The sequence below is a fragment of the Rhodoferax ferrireducens T118 genome (genome assembly GCF_000013605.1).
In the GTDB taxonomy this organism is placed as follows: domain Bacteria; phylum Pseudomonadota; class Gammaproteobacteria; order Burkholderiales; family Burkholderiaceae_C; genus Rhodoferax; species Rhodoferax ferrireducens.
In genome coordinates, this window is sequence record NC_007908.1 from 1442843 (window position 1) to 1457684 (window position 14842).

At 58.5% G+C, this 14842-nt stretch carries 14 protein-coding genes and 2 tRNA genes; 11 read left to right on the plus strand and 5 right to left on the minus strand.

The annotated features are described in order from the left end of the window. Positions 1–49: 49 nt before the first annotated feature. The 5 genes from pheS (at position 50) to RFER_RS06750 (ending at position 4621) form a co-directional block, all read left to right on the plus strand. The gene (pheS, locus tag RFER_RS06730; protein ID WP_011463642.1) at positions 50–1123 is read left to right on the plus strand and encodes a phenylalanine--tRNA ligase subunit alpha; all 1074 of its coding nucleotides are present in this window, start codon (positions 50–52) and stop codon (positions 1121–1123) included. A 24-nt stretch (positions 1124–1147) separates the two neighbouring features. Continuing rightward, on the plus strand, positions 1148–3580 hold the full coding sequence (gene pheT / locus RFER_RS06735; protein WP_011463643.1) for a phenylalanine--tRNA ligase subunit beta: 2433 nt from the start codon (positions 1148–1150) through the stop codon (positions 3578–3580). A gap of 37 nt (positions 3581–3617) precedes the next feature. Continuing rightward, positions 3618–3953: an integration host factor subunit alpha gene (locus tag RFER_RS06740; RefSeq protein WP_041790313.1), complete on the plus strand. Its 336-nt coding sequence runs from the start codon at positions 3618–3620 to the stop codon at positions 3951–3953. 103 nt (positions 3954–4056) lie between these two features. After that, positions 4057–4506: a MerR family transcriptional regulator gene (locus RFER_RS06745; RefSeq protein ID WP_011463645.1), complete on the plus strand. Its 450-nt coding sequence runs from the start codon at positions 4057–4059 to the stop codon at positions 4504–4506. A gap of 38 nt (positions 4507–4544) precedes the next feature. Continuing rightward, positions 4545–4621 (plus strand) — tRNA-Pro (locus RFER_RS06750). Positions 4622–4676: 55 nt separating this feature from the next. On the opposite strand, the gene RFER_RS06755 is transcribed toward RFER_RS06750, so the two are convergent. From RFER_RS06755 to RFER_RS06775, 5 genes are all read right to left on the minus strand, one after another. Then, complete coding sequence (locus tag RFER_RS06755; RefSeq protein WP_011463646.1) at positions 4677–5507, minus strand: UDP-2,3-diacylglucosamine diphosphatase; 831 nt, start codon at positions 5505–5507, stop codon at positions 4677–4679. A gap of 1 nt (position 5508) precedes the next feature. Then, positions 5509–6015: a peptidylprolyl isomerase gene (locus RFER_RS06760; protein WP_011463647.1), complete on the minus strand. Its 507-nt coding sequence runs from the start codon at positions 6013–6015 to the stop codon at positions 5509–5511. Positions 6016–6018: 3 nt separating this feature from the next. Next, a complete protein-coding gene (locus RFER_RS06765) occupies positions 6019–6618 on the minus strand; it encodes a peptidylprolyl isomerase (protein ID WP_011463648.1) in 600 nt (199 codons plus the stop codon). Beyond that, positions 6615–7859 carry a L,D-transpeptidase family protein gene (locus RFER_RS06770; protein WP_011463649.1) on the minus strand — a complete coding sequence of 415 codons (1245 nt, stop codon included), beginning with the start codon at positions 7857–7859 and terminating at the stop codon, positions 6615–6617. The genes RFER_RS06765 and RFER_RS06770 overlap by 4 nt, the downstream gene beginning before the upstream one ends. A gap of 69 nt (positions 7860–7928) precedes the next feature. Further along, positions 7929–8963: a L,D-transpeptidase Cds6 family protein gene (locus RFER_RS06775; RefSeq protein ID WP_011463650.1), complete on the minus strand. Its 1035-nt coding sequence runs from the start codon at positions 8961–8963 to the stop codon at positions 7929–7931. Positions 8964–9147: 184 nt separating this feature from the next. Between RFER_RS06775 and cysS the strand changes: the two genes are divergently transcribed. The 6 genes from cysS to RFER_RS06805 all read left to right on the plus strand — a co-directional run bounded on the left by cysS (position 9148) and on the right by RFER_RS06805 (position 14743). Next, positions 9148–10527 (plus strand): cysteine--tRNA ligase, encoded by a 1380-nt coding sequence (gene cysS / locus RFER_RS06780; protein ID WP_041790315.1) that lies wholly within the window; start codon positions 9148–9150, stop codon positions 10525–10527. Positions 10528–10572: 45 nt separating this feature from the next. Continuing rightward, complete coding sequence (locus RFER_RS06785; protein ID WP_011463652.1) at positions 10573–11223, plus strand: DNA-3-methyladenine glycosylase family protein; 651 nt, start codon at positions 10573–10575, stop codon at positions 11221–11223. A gap of 129 nt (positions 11224–11352) precedes the next feature. After that, positions 11353–12330, plus strand: a complete 978-nt coding sequence (locus RFER_RS06790; RefSeq protein WP_011463653.1) for an acetyl-CoA carboxylase carboxyltransferase subunit alpha — start codon at positions 11353–11355, stop codon at positions 12328–12330. Positions 12331–12393: 63 nt separating this feature from the next. After that, on the plus strand, positions 12394–13332 hold the full coding sequence (tilS, locus tag RFER_RS06795) for a tRNA lysidine(34) synthetase TilS (RefSeq protein ID WP_085998771.1): 939 nt from the start codon (positions 12394–12396) through the stop codon (positions 13330–13332). A 12-nt stretch (positions 13333–13344) separates the two neighbouring features. Next, positions 13345–14613, plus strand: coding sequence for an aspartate kinase (locus RFER_RS06800; RefSeq protein WP_011463655.1), 1269 nt, complete (start codon positions 13345–13347; stop codon positions 14611–14613). 37 nt (positions 14614–14650) lie between these two features. Then, positions 14651–14743: transfer RNA gene (locus RFER_RS06805), tRNA-Ser, on the plus strand. The last annotated feature ends 99 nt before the right edge of the window (positions 14744–14842 follow it).

Genomic DNA, 14842 nt, shown 5'->3' on the forward strand with positions numbered 1-14842 from the left:
CAAGTGATGTCGGAACTGCAAGAGAATTCAAGAGAGTTCAAGAGAATTTATGAACGAGTTGAACAGCGTCGTTGACAGTGCCAAAGCCGCCTTTGAGCAAGCCCGCACCCCGGCAGACCTGGAAAACGCCAAAGCGTTGTTTCTTGGAAAGTCGGGCCGCATCACCGAGCTGATGAAGGGCATGGCCGCGTTGGCTGTGGACGAGAAGAAGACCCGCGGTGCCGCCATCAACCTTGCCAAGCAGGCCATTGAAGTGGCATTGAATAATCGCCGCCAGGCACTGGCGGACGCTGAATTGCAGGCACAGCTCCAGGCTGAGGCGCTGGATGTGACCCTGCCGGGCCGCCAGCGCGGGCAGGGCAGTCTGCACCCGGTGTCGCTCACCCTGGAGCGCATCGAGGCCATCTTTGGCTCAATGGGATTTGATGTCGCACAAGGTCCCGAAATTGAGTCGGACTGGTTCAACTTCACCGCCCTGAATACGCCCGAGGACCACCCGGCGCGTTCCATGCATGACACCTTTTATGTCGAGGGCGGTACCGCCACTGCCCCCAACCTGTTGCGCACGCATTCCAGCCCGATGCAGATCCGCTATGCGGTGCAGCATGTCAAACGGCACCGTGCGGCAGTGGGCGTCGGGCAAGTGGAAGGGCTTTTTTCAGGCGATATGCCCGAGATTCGGGTGATTGCGCCCGGGCGCACCTACCGCGTCGACAGCGACGCCACGCATTCGCCCATGTTCCACCAGTGCGAAGGCCTGTGGGTCGGTGAGAACGTCAGTTTCAAAGACCTCAAATTTGTCTTTACCGATTTTTGTCGCACTTTCTTTGAGTCAGATGACCTGGTGCTGCGCTTTCGTCCCAGTTTTTTCCCGTTCACCGAGCCGAGTGCCGAGATCGACATCCAGTTCCAAAGCGGACCGCTGGCGGGTCGCTGGCTGGAAGTAGCCGGTTCGGGCCAGGTGCATCCCAATGTGATTCGCAACATGGGCCTGGAGCCCGAAAAATACATTGGTTTTGCCTTCGGCATGGGGCCGGACCGACTCGCCATGCTGCGTTATGGTGTGAATGACCTGCGCTTGTTTTTTGACGGTGATGTCCGCTTTCTGTCGCAATTCCAATAATAAGAAACTGATCAAAGAGTCATCATGCAATTTCCTGAATCCTGGTTGCGCGAATTCTGCAACCCGCCACTGTCCACTGAACAACTCGCGCAAACACTCACCATGGCCGGTCTTGAGGTCGAAGAACTCAAGCCCGTTGCCCCGCCGTTCACCAGGATCGTGGTGGGTGAGATCAAAGAAGCAGCGCAGCATCCCAATGCCGATCGGCTGCACGTCTGCCAGGTGGATGTGGGGCAGGCTGAACTGCTCACCATCGTTTGTGGCGCCCCGAATGCCCGGGTCGGCATCAAGGTGCCGTGCGCCTTGGTGGGTGCGGAGTTACCCCCCGGTGAAGATGGCAAACCTTTTCTGATCAAGGTGGGCAAGTTGCGCGGCGTTGAAAGCTACGGCATGCTCTGTTCAGCCCGGGAACTCAAACTGTCAAACGACCATGGCGGTTTGCTGGAGCTTCGCAGCGATGCCCCGCTGGGGCAAGACATTCGCGAGCATTTGAACCTGGACGACACCCTGTTTACGCTCAAACTCACGCCCAATCTGGCGCATTGCCTGAGTGTGTACGGCGTGGCGCGTGAAGTGGCGGCTTTAACTGGCGCTGCTCTGAAAGCGCCCAGCTTTCCGGTTGTCAAAGTCAGCGGAGCAGACAGATTGCCAGTGAAGGTCAGCGCACCCGATCTGTGCGGGCGTTTCTCCGGCCGCATCGTGCGCCACGTCAATCCCCGGGCCAGCACGCCCGACTGGATGGTGGAGCGGTTGGCGCGGTGCGGCCAGCGCAGTGTCACGGCCTTGGTGGATATCTCCAACTACGTGATGTTCGAGCTGGGGCGCCCGTCGCATATTTTTGATCTGGACAAAATCCACGGTGGCCTCGATGTGCGCTGGGGCAAGCCCGGTGAACAACTCAAACTGCTCAATGGCAACACGGTCACGGTGGACGATCAGGTTGGCGTGATTGCCGATGAAGCCCATGTAGAGTCACTCGCGGGCATCATGGGCGGTGACGCGACTGCGGTGTCTGACGATACGCAAAATATCTATGTTGAAGCCGCTTTTTGGTGGCCGAAAGCCATCGCCGGGCGTTCCCGCCGCTTCAACTTCTCCACCGACGCCGGTCACCGCTTTGAGCGCGGTGTCGACCCGAGTCAGACCGTGGAGCACATCGAGCGCATCACGCAGTTGGTCATTGACATCTGTGGCACGGCCGACACCACGTGTGGCCCCATGGACGACCAGCAGGTGAATCTGCCGGTTGCGCCAACCGTCAGCCTGCGCGTGGCACGGGCCAGCAAAGTCATTGGCATGGCGCTCACGCAGTCGCAATGCGCTGACGCGCTGACGCGTCTCGGATTGGCGATCTCACAGAGCGATGGCATCATCACCGTGGCGCCGCCGTCGTACCGCTTTGACCTGCAAATTGAGGAAGACCTGATTGAAGAGGTGGCCCGCATGGTGGGCTACAACAACCTGCCTCAGACACCGCCCCTGGCACCGATCACCGCCAAGGTTCGCCGTGAAACGCAGCGCAGTCCGTTTGCCCTGCGCCGCAGCATCGCCGCGCTGGGTTATCAGGAAACCATCAACTTCAGCTTTGTTGAAGAGCGCTGGGAGCATGAGCTTTGCGCCAACCCGAATCCGATCAAGCTGCTGAACCCGATCGCCAGCCAGATGAGCGTCATGCGCTCGTCGCTCCTGGGCTCGCTGTTGCAGGTTCTGAAGTTCAACCTGGACCGCAAGGCGCAGCGGGTGCGCGTCTTTGAGCTCGGCCGCGTTTTCTTGCGCGATGCTGCCGTCAAAAACACCGATGCCACGGTAGAAGGTTTTGATCAGCCCATGCGCGTGGCAGGTCTGGTGTGTGGCAGTGCCGACGCACTCCAGTGGGGGCACAAGGAGCGGCCGGTCGATTTCTTTGACATCAAGGGTGATGTGGAGATTTTGCTGGCGCCACGCCGTCCTGTCTTTGAGTCTGCGCAGCATCCCGCCATGCACCCAGGGCGTTGCGCCCGCGTCATGCTCGACGGTGTGGCGATTGGCTTCGTCGGAGAGTTGCATCCCAAATGGCGGCAGGCCTACGATCTGGCGCAAGCGCCGCTCATGTTTGAACTCGATCTTGACGCCTTGCTGCAGCGCGAGGTGTCCGTATTCAAAGGCGTGGCCAAGCATCAAGCGGTGGACCGTGACATTGCCGTGATGGTGAGTGAAAAGCTTTCATCACATGCTGACCTGATGGACGCCATTTGGTCCGCGCCCACGGCGGGACTGCTGCGCAACGCTGTTTTGTTTGATATCTATCGACCCAAGAGTGCCAAGGATCTGGACGCGCCCGGCTCGGAAAAAAGCTATGCGATACGTTTAACGCTCAACAGCGACGATGCCACGCTGACCGAAGAACAAATTGACAATGCGACGCAAGCGGTGCTTGCTTCACTCCTGAGCAAATTGGGTGCGCGTCAGCGAACCTGACCCTTCACCCTCAACCCGAACAAAAAGCGAGTACCCCATGGACCTATCGGTTGAAAGCCTGGAGATGCCAGCACTGACTAAAGCGCAACTGGCTGAGCTGCTGTTTGAGAAAATCGGCTTGAACAAGCGCGAATCCAAAGACATGGTGGACGCGTTCTTTGACCTGGTGGCTGACAGCCTGCTAAAGGGTGAGGACGTCAAGATTTCAGGTTTTGGAAATTTTCAGATTCGCACCAAGGCGCCACGCCCAGGGAGAAATCCGCGCACCGGTGAGACCATTCCCATTCAGGCGCGCCGGGTGGTGACGTTTCATGCGGGTTATAAACTCAAAGAGCAAATTCAGGATCAAGAGCTGGTGCCTTTGGCGCCATAGGGTCGGGTTGTGGTTATTTGGTGTCTGGAGCTGATTTGCTGCTTTACACACGGTGGTGACTTGGGGTAACCTGCAAAATTCTTCTCCGGCCGCATTGATTTAAATGGAGAACTCCCTCCCTTCCATACCTGCCAAACGCTATTTCACCATTGGTGAGGTGGGCGATTTGTGTGGCGTCAAACCGCATGTGCTGCGTTATTGGGAGCAAGAGTTCACGCAACTGCGGCCCATGAAACGGCGCGGCAACCGTCGCTACTATCAGCACCACGAGGTGCTGATGATTCGGCGGATCCGCGATTTGCTCTATGACCAGGGTTTCACCATCAGCGGGGCGCGCCAAAAAATGCAGGAAATCCTGCAGACCGAGCGTGACAAAAAGTGCAATGGTGAAATGTCGCTGGATGGCATCGAGGTGATTGAGCTCAACGATTCCGAATTGAACGACTTTGAAGACACCCAGCTGGACCCGGCGTCCGACGGCGCTTTGGACCCGTTGCTGCTCGTGCGCAGGGAGTTATTTGAGATTCGTGAACTCCTCTCGCCGGCGCGCTGAAGTTGCGCTTGGCTAGCGGTTATAATTTCGCCCTTAGACGGTGTGTGGCGCAGCCTGGTAGCGCACTTGCATGGGGTGCAAGGGGTCGAAGGTTCGAATCCTTTCACACCGACCAATAAATACGGGGGTTAGCAGCTTTATCGCTTGCTAACCCCTTTGTCTTTTTGGCTTCACTCTGCCCGAGTGGCCTGCAGGCGTTGCACGGTGCTGCCCTCGGCTTGACCCGCAACAGCCGCGCTCAGGCGCAACACTTCAGCACGCGCTGGCGTAGCGGTGGCGTCCCAATCGCTCAGGACGATGCGGCGCAGGCCATCGGTCATCTGGTGGTCAGCAGGCTTGTGGGTGTGGCCATGAATCAGCGTGCTGGCCTGGGCCATGTGCAACCAGCTGCAGGTCATTGGCTCGTCAAGGTCGGCATACGTCGCACCGCTGCGCTTGCGTGCTTCGCTTTGCATCCGCATGTCATGCGCCAACTGCTGGCGCTGCGTCAGAGCCAGGCTCAAAAAGTCTTGTTGCCAGGCCGCGCTGCGCACCTGCGAGCGAAACTGCTGGTAGTCGGTGTCTTCCAGGCACAAAGCATCGCCATGCGAAAGCAGCCAGCGTTGTCCGGCAAAGTCCAGTACGCAGGGGTCGTCCAGCAGGGTCAGGCCGCCAACCTGGGCAAAGGCGTCGCCCAGCAGAAAATCGCGGTTGCCGCGCATCAAAAAAATGGTCAGCCGATGCGAGGCAGCTTGCAGAACCTGAGCACAGCGGGTTTCAAAGCCGGGCGTTGCCAACACATCGTCACCGACCCACACTTCAAACAGATCACCCAGGATAAACACGGCGTCGGCCCGCGTCGTCTGCATAAAGTGTTGCCAGGCGCTGAAGGTGGCGAGGTCACTGTCCTGCAGGTGCAAGTCAGAGATGAAATCAAGTTGCCGCCAGTGCGCGGGCGCTTGCAGTACCGGCCAGGATGGCGCCACGGTTGGCGTCGTGTTCCTGGGCCGGGATGCGCTCATGTCAGAGTGCCACGGCCTTTTCGATCACCACGTCGTCCACCGGTACGTCATCATGGTAGCCTTTGCGGGCGGTCTTGACCGTCTTGATTTTGTCAACCACGTCAGTGCCCGACACGACCTTGCCAAACACGGCGTAGCCCCAGCCCTGGGCTGAAATGGCGGTGTGGTTCAGGAAGCCGTTGTCGGCCACGTTGATGAAAAACTGCGCGGTGGCTGAGTGGGGGTCACCGGTGCGGGCCATGGCGACCGTGTAGTTGAGGTTCTTCAAGCCGTTGTCAGCTTCGTTGACGATGGGTTGGTCGCCCTTCTTTTCTTTCATGCCGGGTTCCATGCCGCCGCCTTGCACCATGAAGCCGGGAATGACACGGTGAAAAATGGTGTTGTCGTAGTGACCTTTTTTCACGTAGCTCAAAAAATTCGCCACTGTTTTGGGTGCTTTGTCCTGATCGAGTTCAAGGGTGATGACGCCGTAATTGGCGATGTGGAGTTCGACTTGTGGGTTGCTCATGATTTACTTCACCAGGGTTGCAGAGTTGATAAGAATTGGGGTTTTGGGAACATCGGAGCCAAAAGGGCCGGCCGGGCCGGTGGGCACGGCCTTGATTTTCTGGATCACATCCATGCCGCTGGTGACCTTGCCAAACACGGTGTAGCCATATTGATCCGCCGTGGGGTCCAGAAATGCATTGTCTTTGACGTTGATGAAGAACTGTGCCGTCGCCGATTGCGGGTCATTGGTACGGGCCATGGCCAAGGTGCCGACCACATTTCTTTGGCCGCCCTTGGCCAGTGCTTCGCGGCCTTCATGAGGCACGGGAGCGCGAGTTTTTTTCTGCACGTACTGGGCATCAAAGCCACCGCCCTGGATCATGAAGTTGGGAATCACGCGGTGGAAGATCGTGCCGTCGTAATGTTTGTCTTTGACGTACTGTAAAAAGTTGTCGACTGTTTTGGGTGCTTTGTCGGGGTAAACCTCGACCACAAAGTCGCCTGCCGTGGTGGCAAACTTGACCTGGGCTGGTGCCTGCGCCGATGCCTCTGATGCTATTGAAAATATAGCTAAAAGTCCAGCAACTGCGGGGGCTATAGCCCATAAACGTATATATTTCATCCAATAACTCCTTCGTAAAATATTTTCCAGTCACTGCCTTGGCGAACCCAATATTGGCGTTTGGTCGGCCCCGTACGGGTGCCATCCGTGACCTCGCCAAAAGTGACCACCATGGTGTCGGCGCTATCGGTCCAGCGCAGCAAGGACAGATCCTTGAGCTGGATCGCGCGTCCCTGCACCTTGTTTAACTCGCTGCGCAGTGCCGGTGTCCATTCTGTCAGTGACTTGCCATTGCTGTTGAAGCTGGGGCTGTAGAAACTGAGCACTTGGTTCATGTTGCCGCTGGATTTGGCATTTTGCCAAGCCGTCAATGCCTCTTCAAAGGGCTTGCTCTCGGAACGAGCCGTGTTGGGTGTTACCCATTTCAGACTCTGCGAGATCACGACCGGCGTGGTGCGAACTTCGACGGTCCGGATCAGTGCCATCAAGTCGGGGTTGGCCAAAACGACACAGCCGTCGGTGGCCAGGGGGGGGCGCGAAAACTGGCCGGGCGGCGTGCCGTGCAGCCAGATACCGCCGCCTGTTTTGCCACGCAGGTTGTCGAGCACGTTCGGGTAATTGATGGGCAGGGCACCTGAGCCGTAAAAGTCTTTCAGCGACTTGGGGTCCAGGTTGCTGGTGATGAAGTACACCCCCATGGGCGTTCGCAAGTCACCCTCGGCGTTTTTTGACAGCCCGGATTTCCCGATGGAGACGTAATAGTCGGCAATCAGTGTCAGTCCGGTGGGTCGATTTTCCAGCAGATACAGGCGTGAGCGGGACGCATCTATGGCAATGGCGTGTTTGTTGCGAGCTGACAAGGCCAGAAATTGCGACGGGAGTGCGCCAGAAGGGGGGCGTTCACGAAGCGCCTTCAAGCGCATTTGCGACTCATCGCGGAGTTGATCGAGCACCGGTGCAGCGGCTTTGCGCATGGGCTCCGGTACGTCGCCTACCATTCGAACGGGTCGTGTGCGCGCGGCCAGCAGGTCGCCGTAGACCAGTTGCGCGAGCTGAAAGTGAGGGTGGTCTTTGACCAGTTGCTCGGCCTGGGCCAAGGCTTCACGGCCCTGTGCTTTGGCCATGAGCTGGTAAATGCCCATCAGGCGTGCTTCAGCCAGGTCGCCATTGGCCCCCTGTTGGTGTCCAACGCTCGCGACAGGCTTGGCTTTGGTCGCCGGCTTCTTGCGAGCGGTCGCGTCAGTGCTCATGGCCAGAGTGACCAGGGCTGCCACAAATAGGGTCAGGAAATACCGCTTCATAAGGGCGTCAGTCGACCAATGACAACAGCGGTGTCGTCAGCCAGGTTCGCTGTGATCCGACCGCGCGCATCAGTTTCCCGTGCTTTCCTTGACGATCAGCCATCGGTTGCCGGTTTTGACCAATTCAAGCGTTTTGCGGCTCGATACCGCCAGCGCACCCGCGCGGTAGTCCTGGCGGAATTTCGCGATCGCCTTGGCGCCATTGACTGTGACGCTCAGTTTCTCCAGCTTGACACTGATGCTGGTCTTGCCGACGATGCGCTTGCGGCGTTCTTCTTCCCAGGCTTTGCGACTCTGCTGGCCGGCCGGATCAAACTCTTTGCCATAAGCGCCCAGGTAAGCCGTTATGTCTTTGGTCGACCAGGCCTTGGCCCAGGCCTGCACGGCCTCTTCGACTTGCCTGGATTCTTGGGCTGCGCTGTCGCTGGCGACGGGTTTTGCTGGTGCAGCTCTGAGGGTTGTGGCCGGAGCTACGACGGCTGGAACGGCAGTCGGAGCTGCAGGCGCCGGCGTTGACGGTTTGGCGACAGGCACTGCCGGGGCAGCGGCCAGCGCCGTGGTAGCGGGATGCTGCCCCTTGTTGTTGGGGCTGAACAACTCCCGAATCAGGGCCAGCTTGGGCGGCACCGCTGCGTTGGCACCATCGAGTTGCAAGGCCTTGTTGTAGGCCTGACTGGCAAGCCGGGCGTAAATGTCGCCCAAATTTTCATGCGCCGTGGCGTAGCTGGGGTTGGTGCGGATGGCCATTTCAAGCGCGGCACGTGCTTTGTCGAACTGGCTTTGGCCCGCGTAGAGCACGGCCAGGTTGTTATAGGGCTCGGGCAGCTCGGGATAATCTTCAGTGAGCTTGGTGAAGGTGGCAATGGCCTCTGCCTGCTTGCCCAGATTGCGTTGGATGACACCTTTGAGAAAGCGCATCTGCGGGTCGGCCGGCTTGCCAACCAGGTAGCTGTCGGCCTTGACCATGGCCTCGTCCAGCTTGCCGGCACGCACCAACTGGCTGACATCACCATAGTCGTCTGCGTAGGCAACTGAAGTGGCACAGGCGAGTGCGAGCGTCAGCAGGCGCAGGGTGGTGAAAAGGGTAGTGCGGGCGAGCGTCATGGGGTTTTTTGATTCCTGCAGGGTGAACGCCCGCCAATTGCGGCGGGCGAGCCGACCGGGCTATATACTGCAAAGAATTGTAGCTTAGGGGTTGTTTTTCAGCGCCCCATAATTACCCCCCATTTGCTGTCTTTGCGAGGCCACCGTTCGGTTGACTACCCTGACGCCGTTGTTTGAAACACCCATGAGTTTGCGCATTTACAACACGCTGTCGCGTGCCATTGAACCTTTGATTCCGCTGCAACCTGGCCACGTGCGTATGTACGTCTGCGGCATGACGGTGTACGACCTGTGCCATTTGGGCCATGCACGCGCCATGGTCGCATTTGACGTGGTGCAGCGCTGGCTCAAGGTCAGCGGCTTGCGGGTGACCTATGTGCGCAATGTCACCGATATTGACGACAAAATCATCAAACGTGCCTTGGAGAATGGCGAATCCATCCGGGCACTGACCGAGCGCATGGTGGATGCATTGCATCAGGATGCCGATGCCTTGGGTATTGAGCGACCCACGCATGAGCCCCGTGCGACCGAGTTTGTGCCGCAAATGTTGAGCCTGATTGGACGACTTGAACAAAAGGGCTTGGCCTATCAGGCGGTCAATGGCGATGTGAATTACGCGGTGCGCAAGTTCCCCGGTTACGGCAAGCTCAGCGGCAAGTCACTCGATGAGTTGCGCGCCGGTGAACGGGTGGCGGTGGCGGACGGCAAGGATGATCCGCTTGATTTCGTGCTCTGGAAAACGGCCAAACCGAACGAGCCGCTGGATGCGAAATGGGACAGTGTTTATGGCCAGGGTCGCCCGGGCTGGCACATCGAGTGCTCGGCCATGTGTGGCCAGATGCTGGGCGAGACGGTTGACATTCATGGTGGCGGCGCTGATCTGCAGTTTCCTCATCACGAGAATGAAATTGCCCAAAGCGAGGGTGCCACCGGCAAACCACTGGCCAGCATCTGGATGCACAACGGCTTTGTGACGCGCGACAACGAAAAAATGTCCAAAAGTCTGGGTAATTTTTTCACCATCCGCGATATTTTGGCGCGTTATGACGCTGAGACCACGCGCTTTTTCATCATCCGCGCGCACTACCGCAGCGCCCTGAACCACAGCGACGCGCATCTGGATGATGCGCGCAATTCGCTCAAGCGCCTCTACACCGCGCTTGATTTGGTGGCGCCCGAACCGCTGCTTGAGATTGACTGGCGCCAGCCTTTTGCCGCGCGCTTCAAGGCGGCGATGGATGAAGACTTCGGCACCCCCGAGGCAGTGGCGGTGATGTTTGAGCTGGCGACCGAGGTCAATAAAACCCGCGACCCCAAATTGGCGGGTCTGCTGAAGGCGCTGGGCGCCTGCCTTGGCTTGCTGCAAGGCGACCCGAAGGTTTTTTTGCAGGCCGGCGCCACGCTCGACGCGGCGTCCATTGCGGCCTTGATTGCGCAACGCACGGCGGCCAAGGCAGCCAAGAACTTCGCCGAGGCTGATCGCATTCGCCAGGACTTGTTGGCACGGGGTATTGTTTTGAAAGATTCAGCCGCAGGCACCGTCTGGGAAGTGGTGGCATGATTTTTATAATGGTCATTTTGGCCTCTAGCCCCCGTGGATAGTGCAATGTCAGCTACCAGCACTACAGCGGCAGTGGCCGCGGCTCCCGCCTACTGGAGCGACGCGTGTAAACACCTGATGAAAAAAGACCGGGTGATGAAGCGGCTCATTCCGCAGTTTGGCGACGCCTGCCTGCAAACCCGGGGCGATGCTTTTGTGACGCTGGCGCGCAGCGTGGTGGGTCAGCAGATTTCGGTCAAGGCAGCTCAAACCGTATGGAATCGTTTTGCGCTGCTGCCCAAGAAGATCACAGCGGCCAACGTGCTCAAGCTCAAAGTTGATGACATGCGCGCCGCGGGCTTGAGTGTGCGCAAGGTCGAATATCTGGTGGACCTGGCGCTGCACTTTGACAGTGGCACGGTGCATGTCGAGACCTGGGAGACCATGGACGATGAGGCGATCATCGCCGAGTTGATTGCCATTCGTGGCATTGGCCGTTGGACGGCTGAGATGTTCTTGATCTTTCACCTGATGCGCCCCAATGTGTTGCCGCTTGACGACGTGGGGCTGATCAATGGCATCAGCAAGAACTATTTTTCAGGCGACGTGGTCAGCCGCAGTGACGCCCGCGAAGTAGCCGCCGCCTGGGCGCCGTATTGCAGTGTTGCAACTTGGTATATTTGGCGCTCGCTGGATCCACTGCCGGTGGACTATTGAGACCTTGTGGGACAGACCGCCGTGACGCGAAGCGAACAAGCTCTGTCCCCAACTGCTTAGAGAACTTGGGGACAGACCGCAGTGACGCCAAGAGAACAAGCACTGTCCCCAACCGTATAGGAGTCATTTGTGGCCAAGAAAACATTCCTCGATTTTGAGCAACCGATTGCCGATCTCGAAAACAAGATTGAAGAACTGCGCTATGTGCAGACCGAGTCGGCGGTGGACATTTCGACTGAAATTGGCCAACTGGCTAAGAAAAGTCAGCAACTCACCAAAGACATTTACAGCGACTTGAGCCCATGGCAAATCACCAAAATTGCCCGTCATCCCGAGCGACCCTACACGCTGGACTACATCAACGACATCTTCACCCATTTTGTCGAGCTGCACGGCGACCGCCATTTTGCCGACGACCTGAGCATTGTGGGTGGCCTGGCGCGTTTCAATGGCACACCCTGCATGGTGCTGGGGCAGCAAAAAGGGCGTGACACCAAAGAACGCGGCCTGCGCAACTTTGGCATGAGCAAGCCGGAGGGTTATCGCAAAGCCCTGCGCCTCATGAAAACCGCAGAAAAGTTCAACTTGCCCCTGTTCACCTTTGTCGATACGCCCGGCGCCTACCCCGGCATCGATGCTGAAGAACGGGGTCAATCCGAGGCCATTGGCCGCAATATCTTCGAGATGGCGCAGCTCGAAGTGCCCATCATCACCACCATCATCGGCGAGGGGGGCTCGGGCGGCGCCCTGGCGATTTCGATTGGCGACCAGGTGCTGATGCTGCAGTATTCGATTTATTCGGTCATCAGCCCCGAAGGCTGCGCCTCCATCCTCTGGAAGACGTCGGAGAAGGCGCAGGAAGCGGCGGACGCGCTGGGCATTACCGCGCACCGGCTCAAGGCGCTGGGTGTGATTGACAAGATCGTTAATGAGCCGGTGGGCGGTGCGCACCGCGATTACAAGCAGATGGCGGCTTTCCTCAAGCGCGCCCTGACCGACGCCTACCGCCAGGTCAGCGACCTCAAGGTCAAGGAGCTGCTGGACCGTCGCTACGACCGCCTGCAAAGCTATGGTCGCTTCATCGATACCAAGGCAGCGGCGAAGTAGCGGATGGCGCGTTTCTATCGCTTTTAGTCAGGTGGCCGTTTGACTGCAACGTTGGCCGACGCCATGGCCGCTTTCACGCCGACCTTGCCGCTGGCGGTGGCTTTCAGTGGCGGGGCCGACTCCACCGCTTTGTTGTTGGCCTGTGCCGAAAAATGGCCGGGGCAGGTCCACGCCATCCACATTCACCATGGGGTACAGGCGGCAGGCGATGACTTCGAGCGGCATTGCCAGGCTGTTTGTGTGCGACTGGGCCTGCCGCTGGTGGTCAAGCGCGTGGATGCGCGTCACGCATCAGGCCAGAGCCCGGAGGACGCCGCACGCCGCGCCAGATACAAGGCTTTTGAGGCTGTAGCCCTCGTGGAATATGCGCAAGTGGCTATAAAAAGTATAGCACTTGCGCAGCATGCCGACGATCAGGTTGAGACACTGTTACTGGCCCTGAGTCGGGGTGCGGGTTTGCCAGGAATGAGCGCCATGCCGGCGAGCTGGCGGCGCGCGGGACTCACTTACCATCGTCCGCTGCTGGGGGTCGCAGCGTCAGATATCCGGCGCTGGCTTGTCGGTCGTGGCGTGGCCTGGATTGAGGACCCGACCAATGTCGATGAACAGTTCACCCGCAACCGCATCCGCGCGCGGCTGTTGCCGGCGCTGGACGCCACATTCCCGCAATTTCGCGACACCTTTGTCCGCAGCGCCGCTCATGCGGCGCAGGCGCAGGCCGTGTTGCTTGATGTGGCGGCGCAGGACCTGGCGCACATTGGTGATCCGCCGGCGATTACGCAACTGCAGGCCTTAAGTCGCCCGCGCCAGGCCAATGTGCTGCGCCACTGGCTCAACACCGCTTTTCAAGCCGTGCCCAGCACGGCGCAGTTGGCCGAGCTGCTGGACCAGATTGCCGTCTGCACCACGCGTGGACACCAGATCAGGATCAAGGTTGGCACCGGCCTCTGCGAGCGCAGGGGTGCTGTGCTGCATTGGTACAATCCTGCGGTTTTGCTCTAATAAATCTTACCAATGGCATTGATCGTTCACAAATATGGCGGCACGTCGATGGGCTCAACCGAGCGCATCCGCAACGTCGCCAAACGCGTCGCCAAATGGGCGCGCGCTGGCCATCAGATGGTGGTCGTACCAAGCGCCATGAGCGGCGAGACCAACCGTTTGCTGGCGCTGGCGAAAGAACTGGCGCCGGCGAAAGCAACTGAGTCCTACAGCCGCGAGCTCGACATGCTGGCCGCCACTGGCGAGCAGGCCTCCAGCGCCTTGCTGGCCATTGCGCTGCAAGCCGAAGGGCTGGAGTCAGTGAGCTACGCTGGCTGGCAAGTGCCCATTCGCACCAACAGTGCGTACACCAAAGCACGTATCGAGTCGATTGAAGACACCAAGGTGCGCGCTGATCTCGACGCTGGCCGCGTGGTCATCGTCACCGGCTTTCAAGGTCTGGACGAACTGGGCAACATCACGACACTGGGGCGTGGTGGCTCGGATACTTCTGCCGTGGCCGTGGCAGCCGCCATGAAGGCCGATGAATGCCTGATCTACACCGACGTCGATGGTGTCTATACCACCGACCCACGTGTGGTTCCCGAGGCACGCCGCCTGCAGACCGTGAGTTTTGAGGAGATGCTGGAAATGGCCTCCATGGGCTCCAAAGTGCTGCAGATCCGGTCGGTCGAATTTGCCGGCAAATACAAAGTCAAGCTGCGTGTTTTGAGCAGCTTTACGCCGTGGGATATTGATATCAACGAGGAAGCCGCCTCCGGCACCTTGATCACTTTTGAGGAAGACGAACACATGGAACAAGCCATTGTTTCCGGCATTGCGTTCAGCCGCGATGAAGCCAAAATCTCCGTCCTGGGCGTGCCCGACAAGCCTGGAATTGCCTATCAGATTCTGGGCGCCGTGGCCGATGCCAATATTGATGTCGATGTGATCATTCAGAACATCAGCAAAGATGGCAAGACCGATTTCAGCTTCACGGTTAACCGGGGCGAATATGCCAAGACCGTCGATTTGCTGAAAGAAAAAGTGCTGCCCAAGCTGGGGGCCCAAGAGGTGGTGGGCGACACCAAAATCTGCAAAGTGTCGATCGTCGGGATTGGCATGCGCAGTCACGTGGGTGTGGCCAGCAAAATGTTTCGCGTCCTGAGTGAAGAAGGCATCAACATTCAGATGATTTCAACCTCCGAGATCAAGACCTCCGTGGTGATTGACGAGAAGTACATGGAACTGGCGGTGCGTGCCTTGCACAAGGCATTTGAGCTTGAACAGGCGCCTGCTTAAAATACGGCCCGACTCGTGAGATAATCCAGCCAATTCAGGAAACGTGACCGAGTGGCCGAAGGTGCTCCCCTGCTAAGGGAGTATGGGGTGTAGAGCCTCATCGAGGGTTCGAATCCCTCCGTTTCCGCCAAAAATGGGTTTTATGTAGTCCTACATAGCCCCTCAGAAGCCCCGCAAACCGAGTGTTTACGGGGCTTTTTTGTTTTTTAACGTCCAAGGGGCGGTATTG

Excerpts from the sequence above, each read along its gene's own strand:
- pheS (WP_011463642.1), top strand. The coding sequence starts at position 50 with ATGAACGAGTTGAACAGCGTCGTTGACAGTGCCAAAGCCGCCTTTGAG.
- pheT (WP_011463643.1), top strand. The coding sequence starts at position 1,148 with ATGCAATTTCCTGAATCCTGGTTGCGCGAATTCTGCAACCCGCCACTG.
- RFER_RS06740 (WP_041790313.1), top strand. The coding sequence starts at position 3,618 with ATGGACCTATCGGTTGAAAGCCTGGAGATGCCAGCACTGACTAAAGCG.
- RFER_RS06745 (WP_011463645.1), top strand. The coding sequence starts at position 4,057 with ATGGAGAACTCCCTCCCTTCCATACCTGCCAAACGCTATTTCACCATT.
- RFER_RS06755 (WP_011463646.1), bottom strand. The coding sequence starts at position 5,507 with ATGAGCGCATCCCGGCCCAGGAACACGACGCCAACCGTGGCGCCATCC.
- RFER_RS06760 (WP_011463647.1), bottom strand. The coding sequence starts at position 6,015 with ATGAGCAACCCACAAGTCGAACTCCACATCGCCAATTACGGCGTCATC.
- RFER_RS06765 (WP_011463648.1), bottom strand. The coding sequence starts at position 6,618 with ATGAAATATATACGTTTATGGGCTATAGCCCCCGCAGTTGCTGGACTT.
- RFER_RS06770 (WP_011463649.1), bottom strand. The coding sequence starts at position 7,859 with ATGAAGCGGTATTTCCTGACCCTATTTGTGGCAGCCCTGGTCACTCTG.
- RFER_RS06775 (WP_011463650.1), bottom strand. The coding sequence starts at position 8,963 with ATGACGCTCGCCCGCACTACCCTTTTCACCACCCTGCGCCTGCTGACG.
- cysS (WP_041790315.1), top strand. The coding sequence starts at position 9,148 with ATGAGTTTGCGCATTTACAACACGCTGTCGCGTGCCATTGAACCTTTG.
- RFER_RS06785 (WP_011463652.1), top strand. The coding sequence starts at position 10,573 with ATGTCAGCTACCAGCACTACAGCGGCAGTGGCCGCGGCTCCCGCCTAC.
- tilS (WP_085998771.1), top strand. The coding sequence starts at position 12,394 with ATGGCCGCTTTCACGCCGACCTTGCCGCTGGCGGTGGCTTTCAGTGGC.
- RFER_RS06800 (WP_011463655.1), top strand. The coding sequence starts at position 13,345 with ATGGCATTGATCGTTCACAAATATGGCGGCACGTCGATGGGCTCAACC.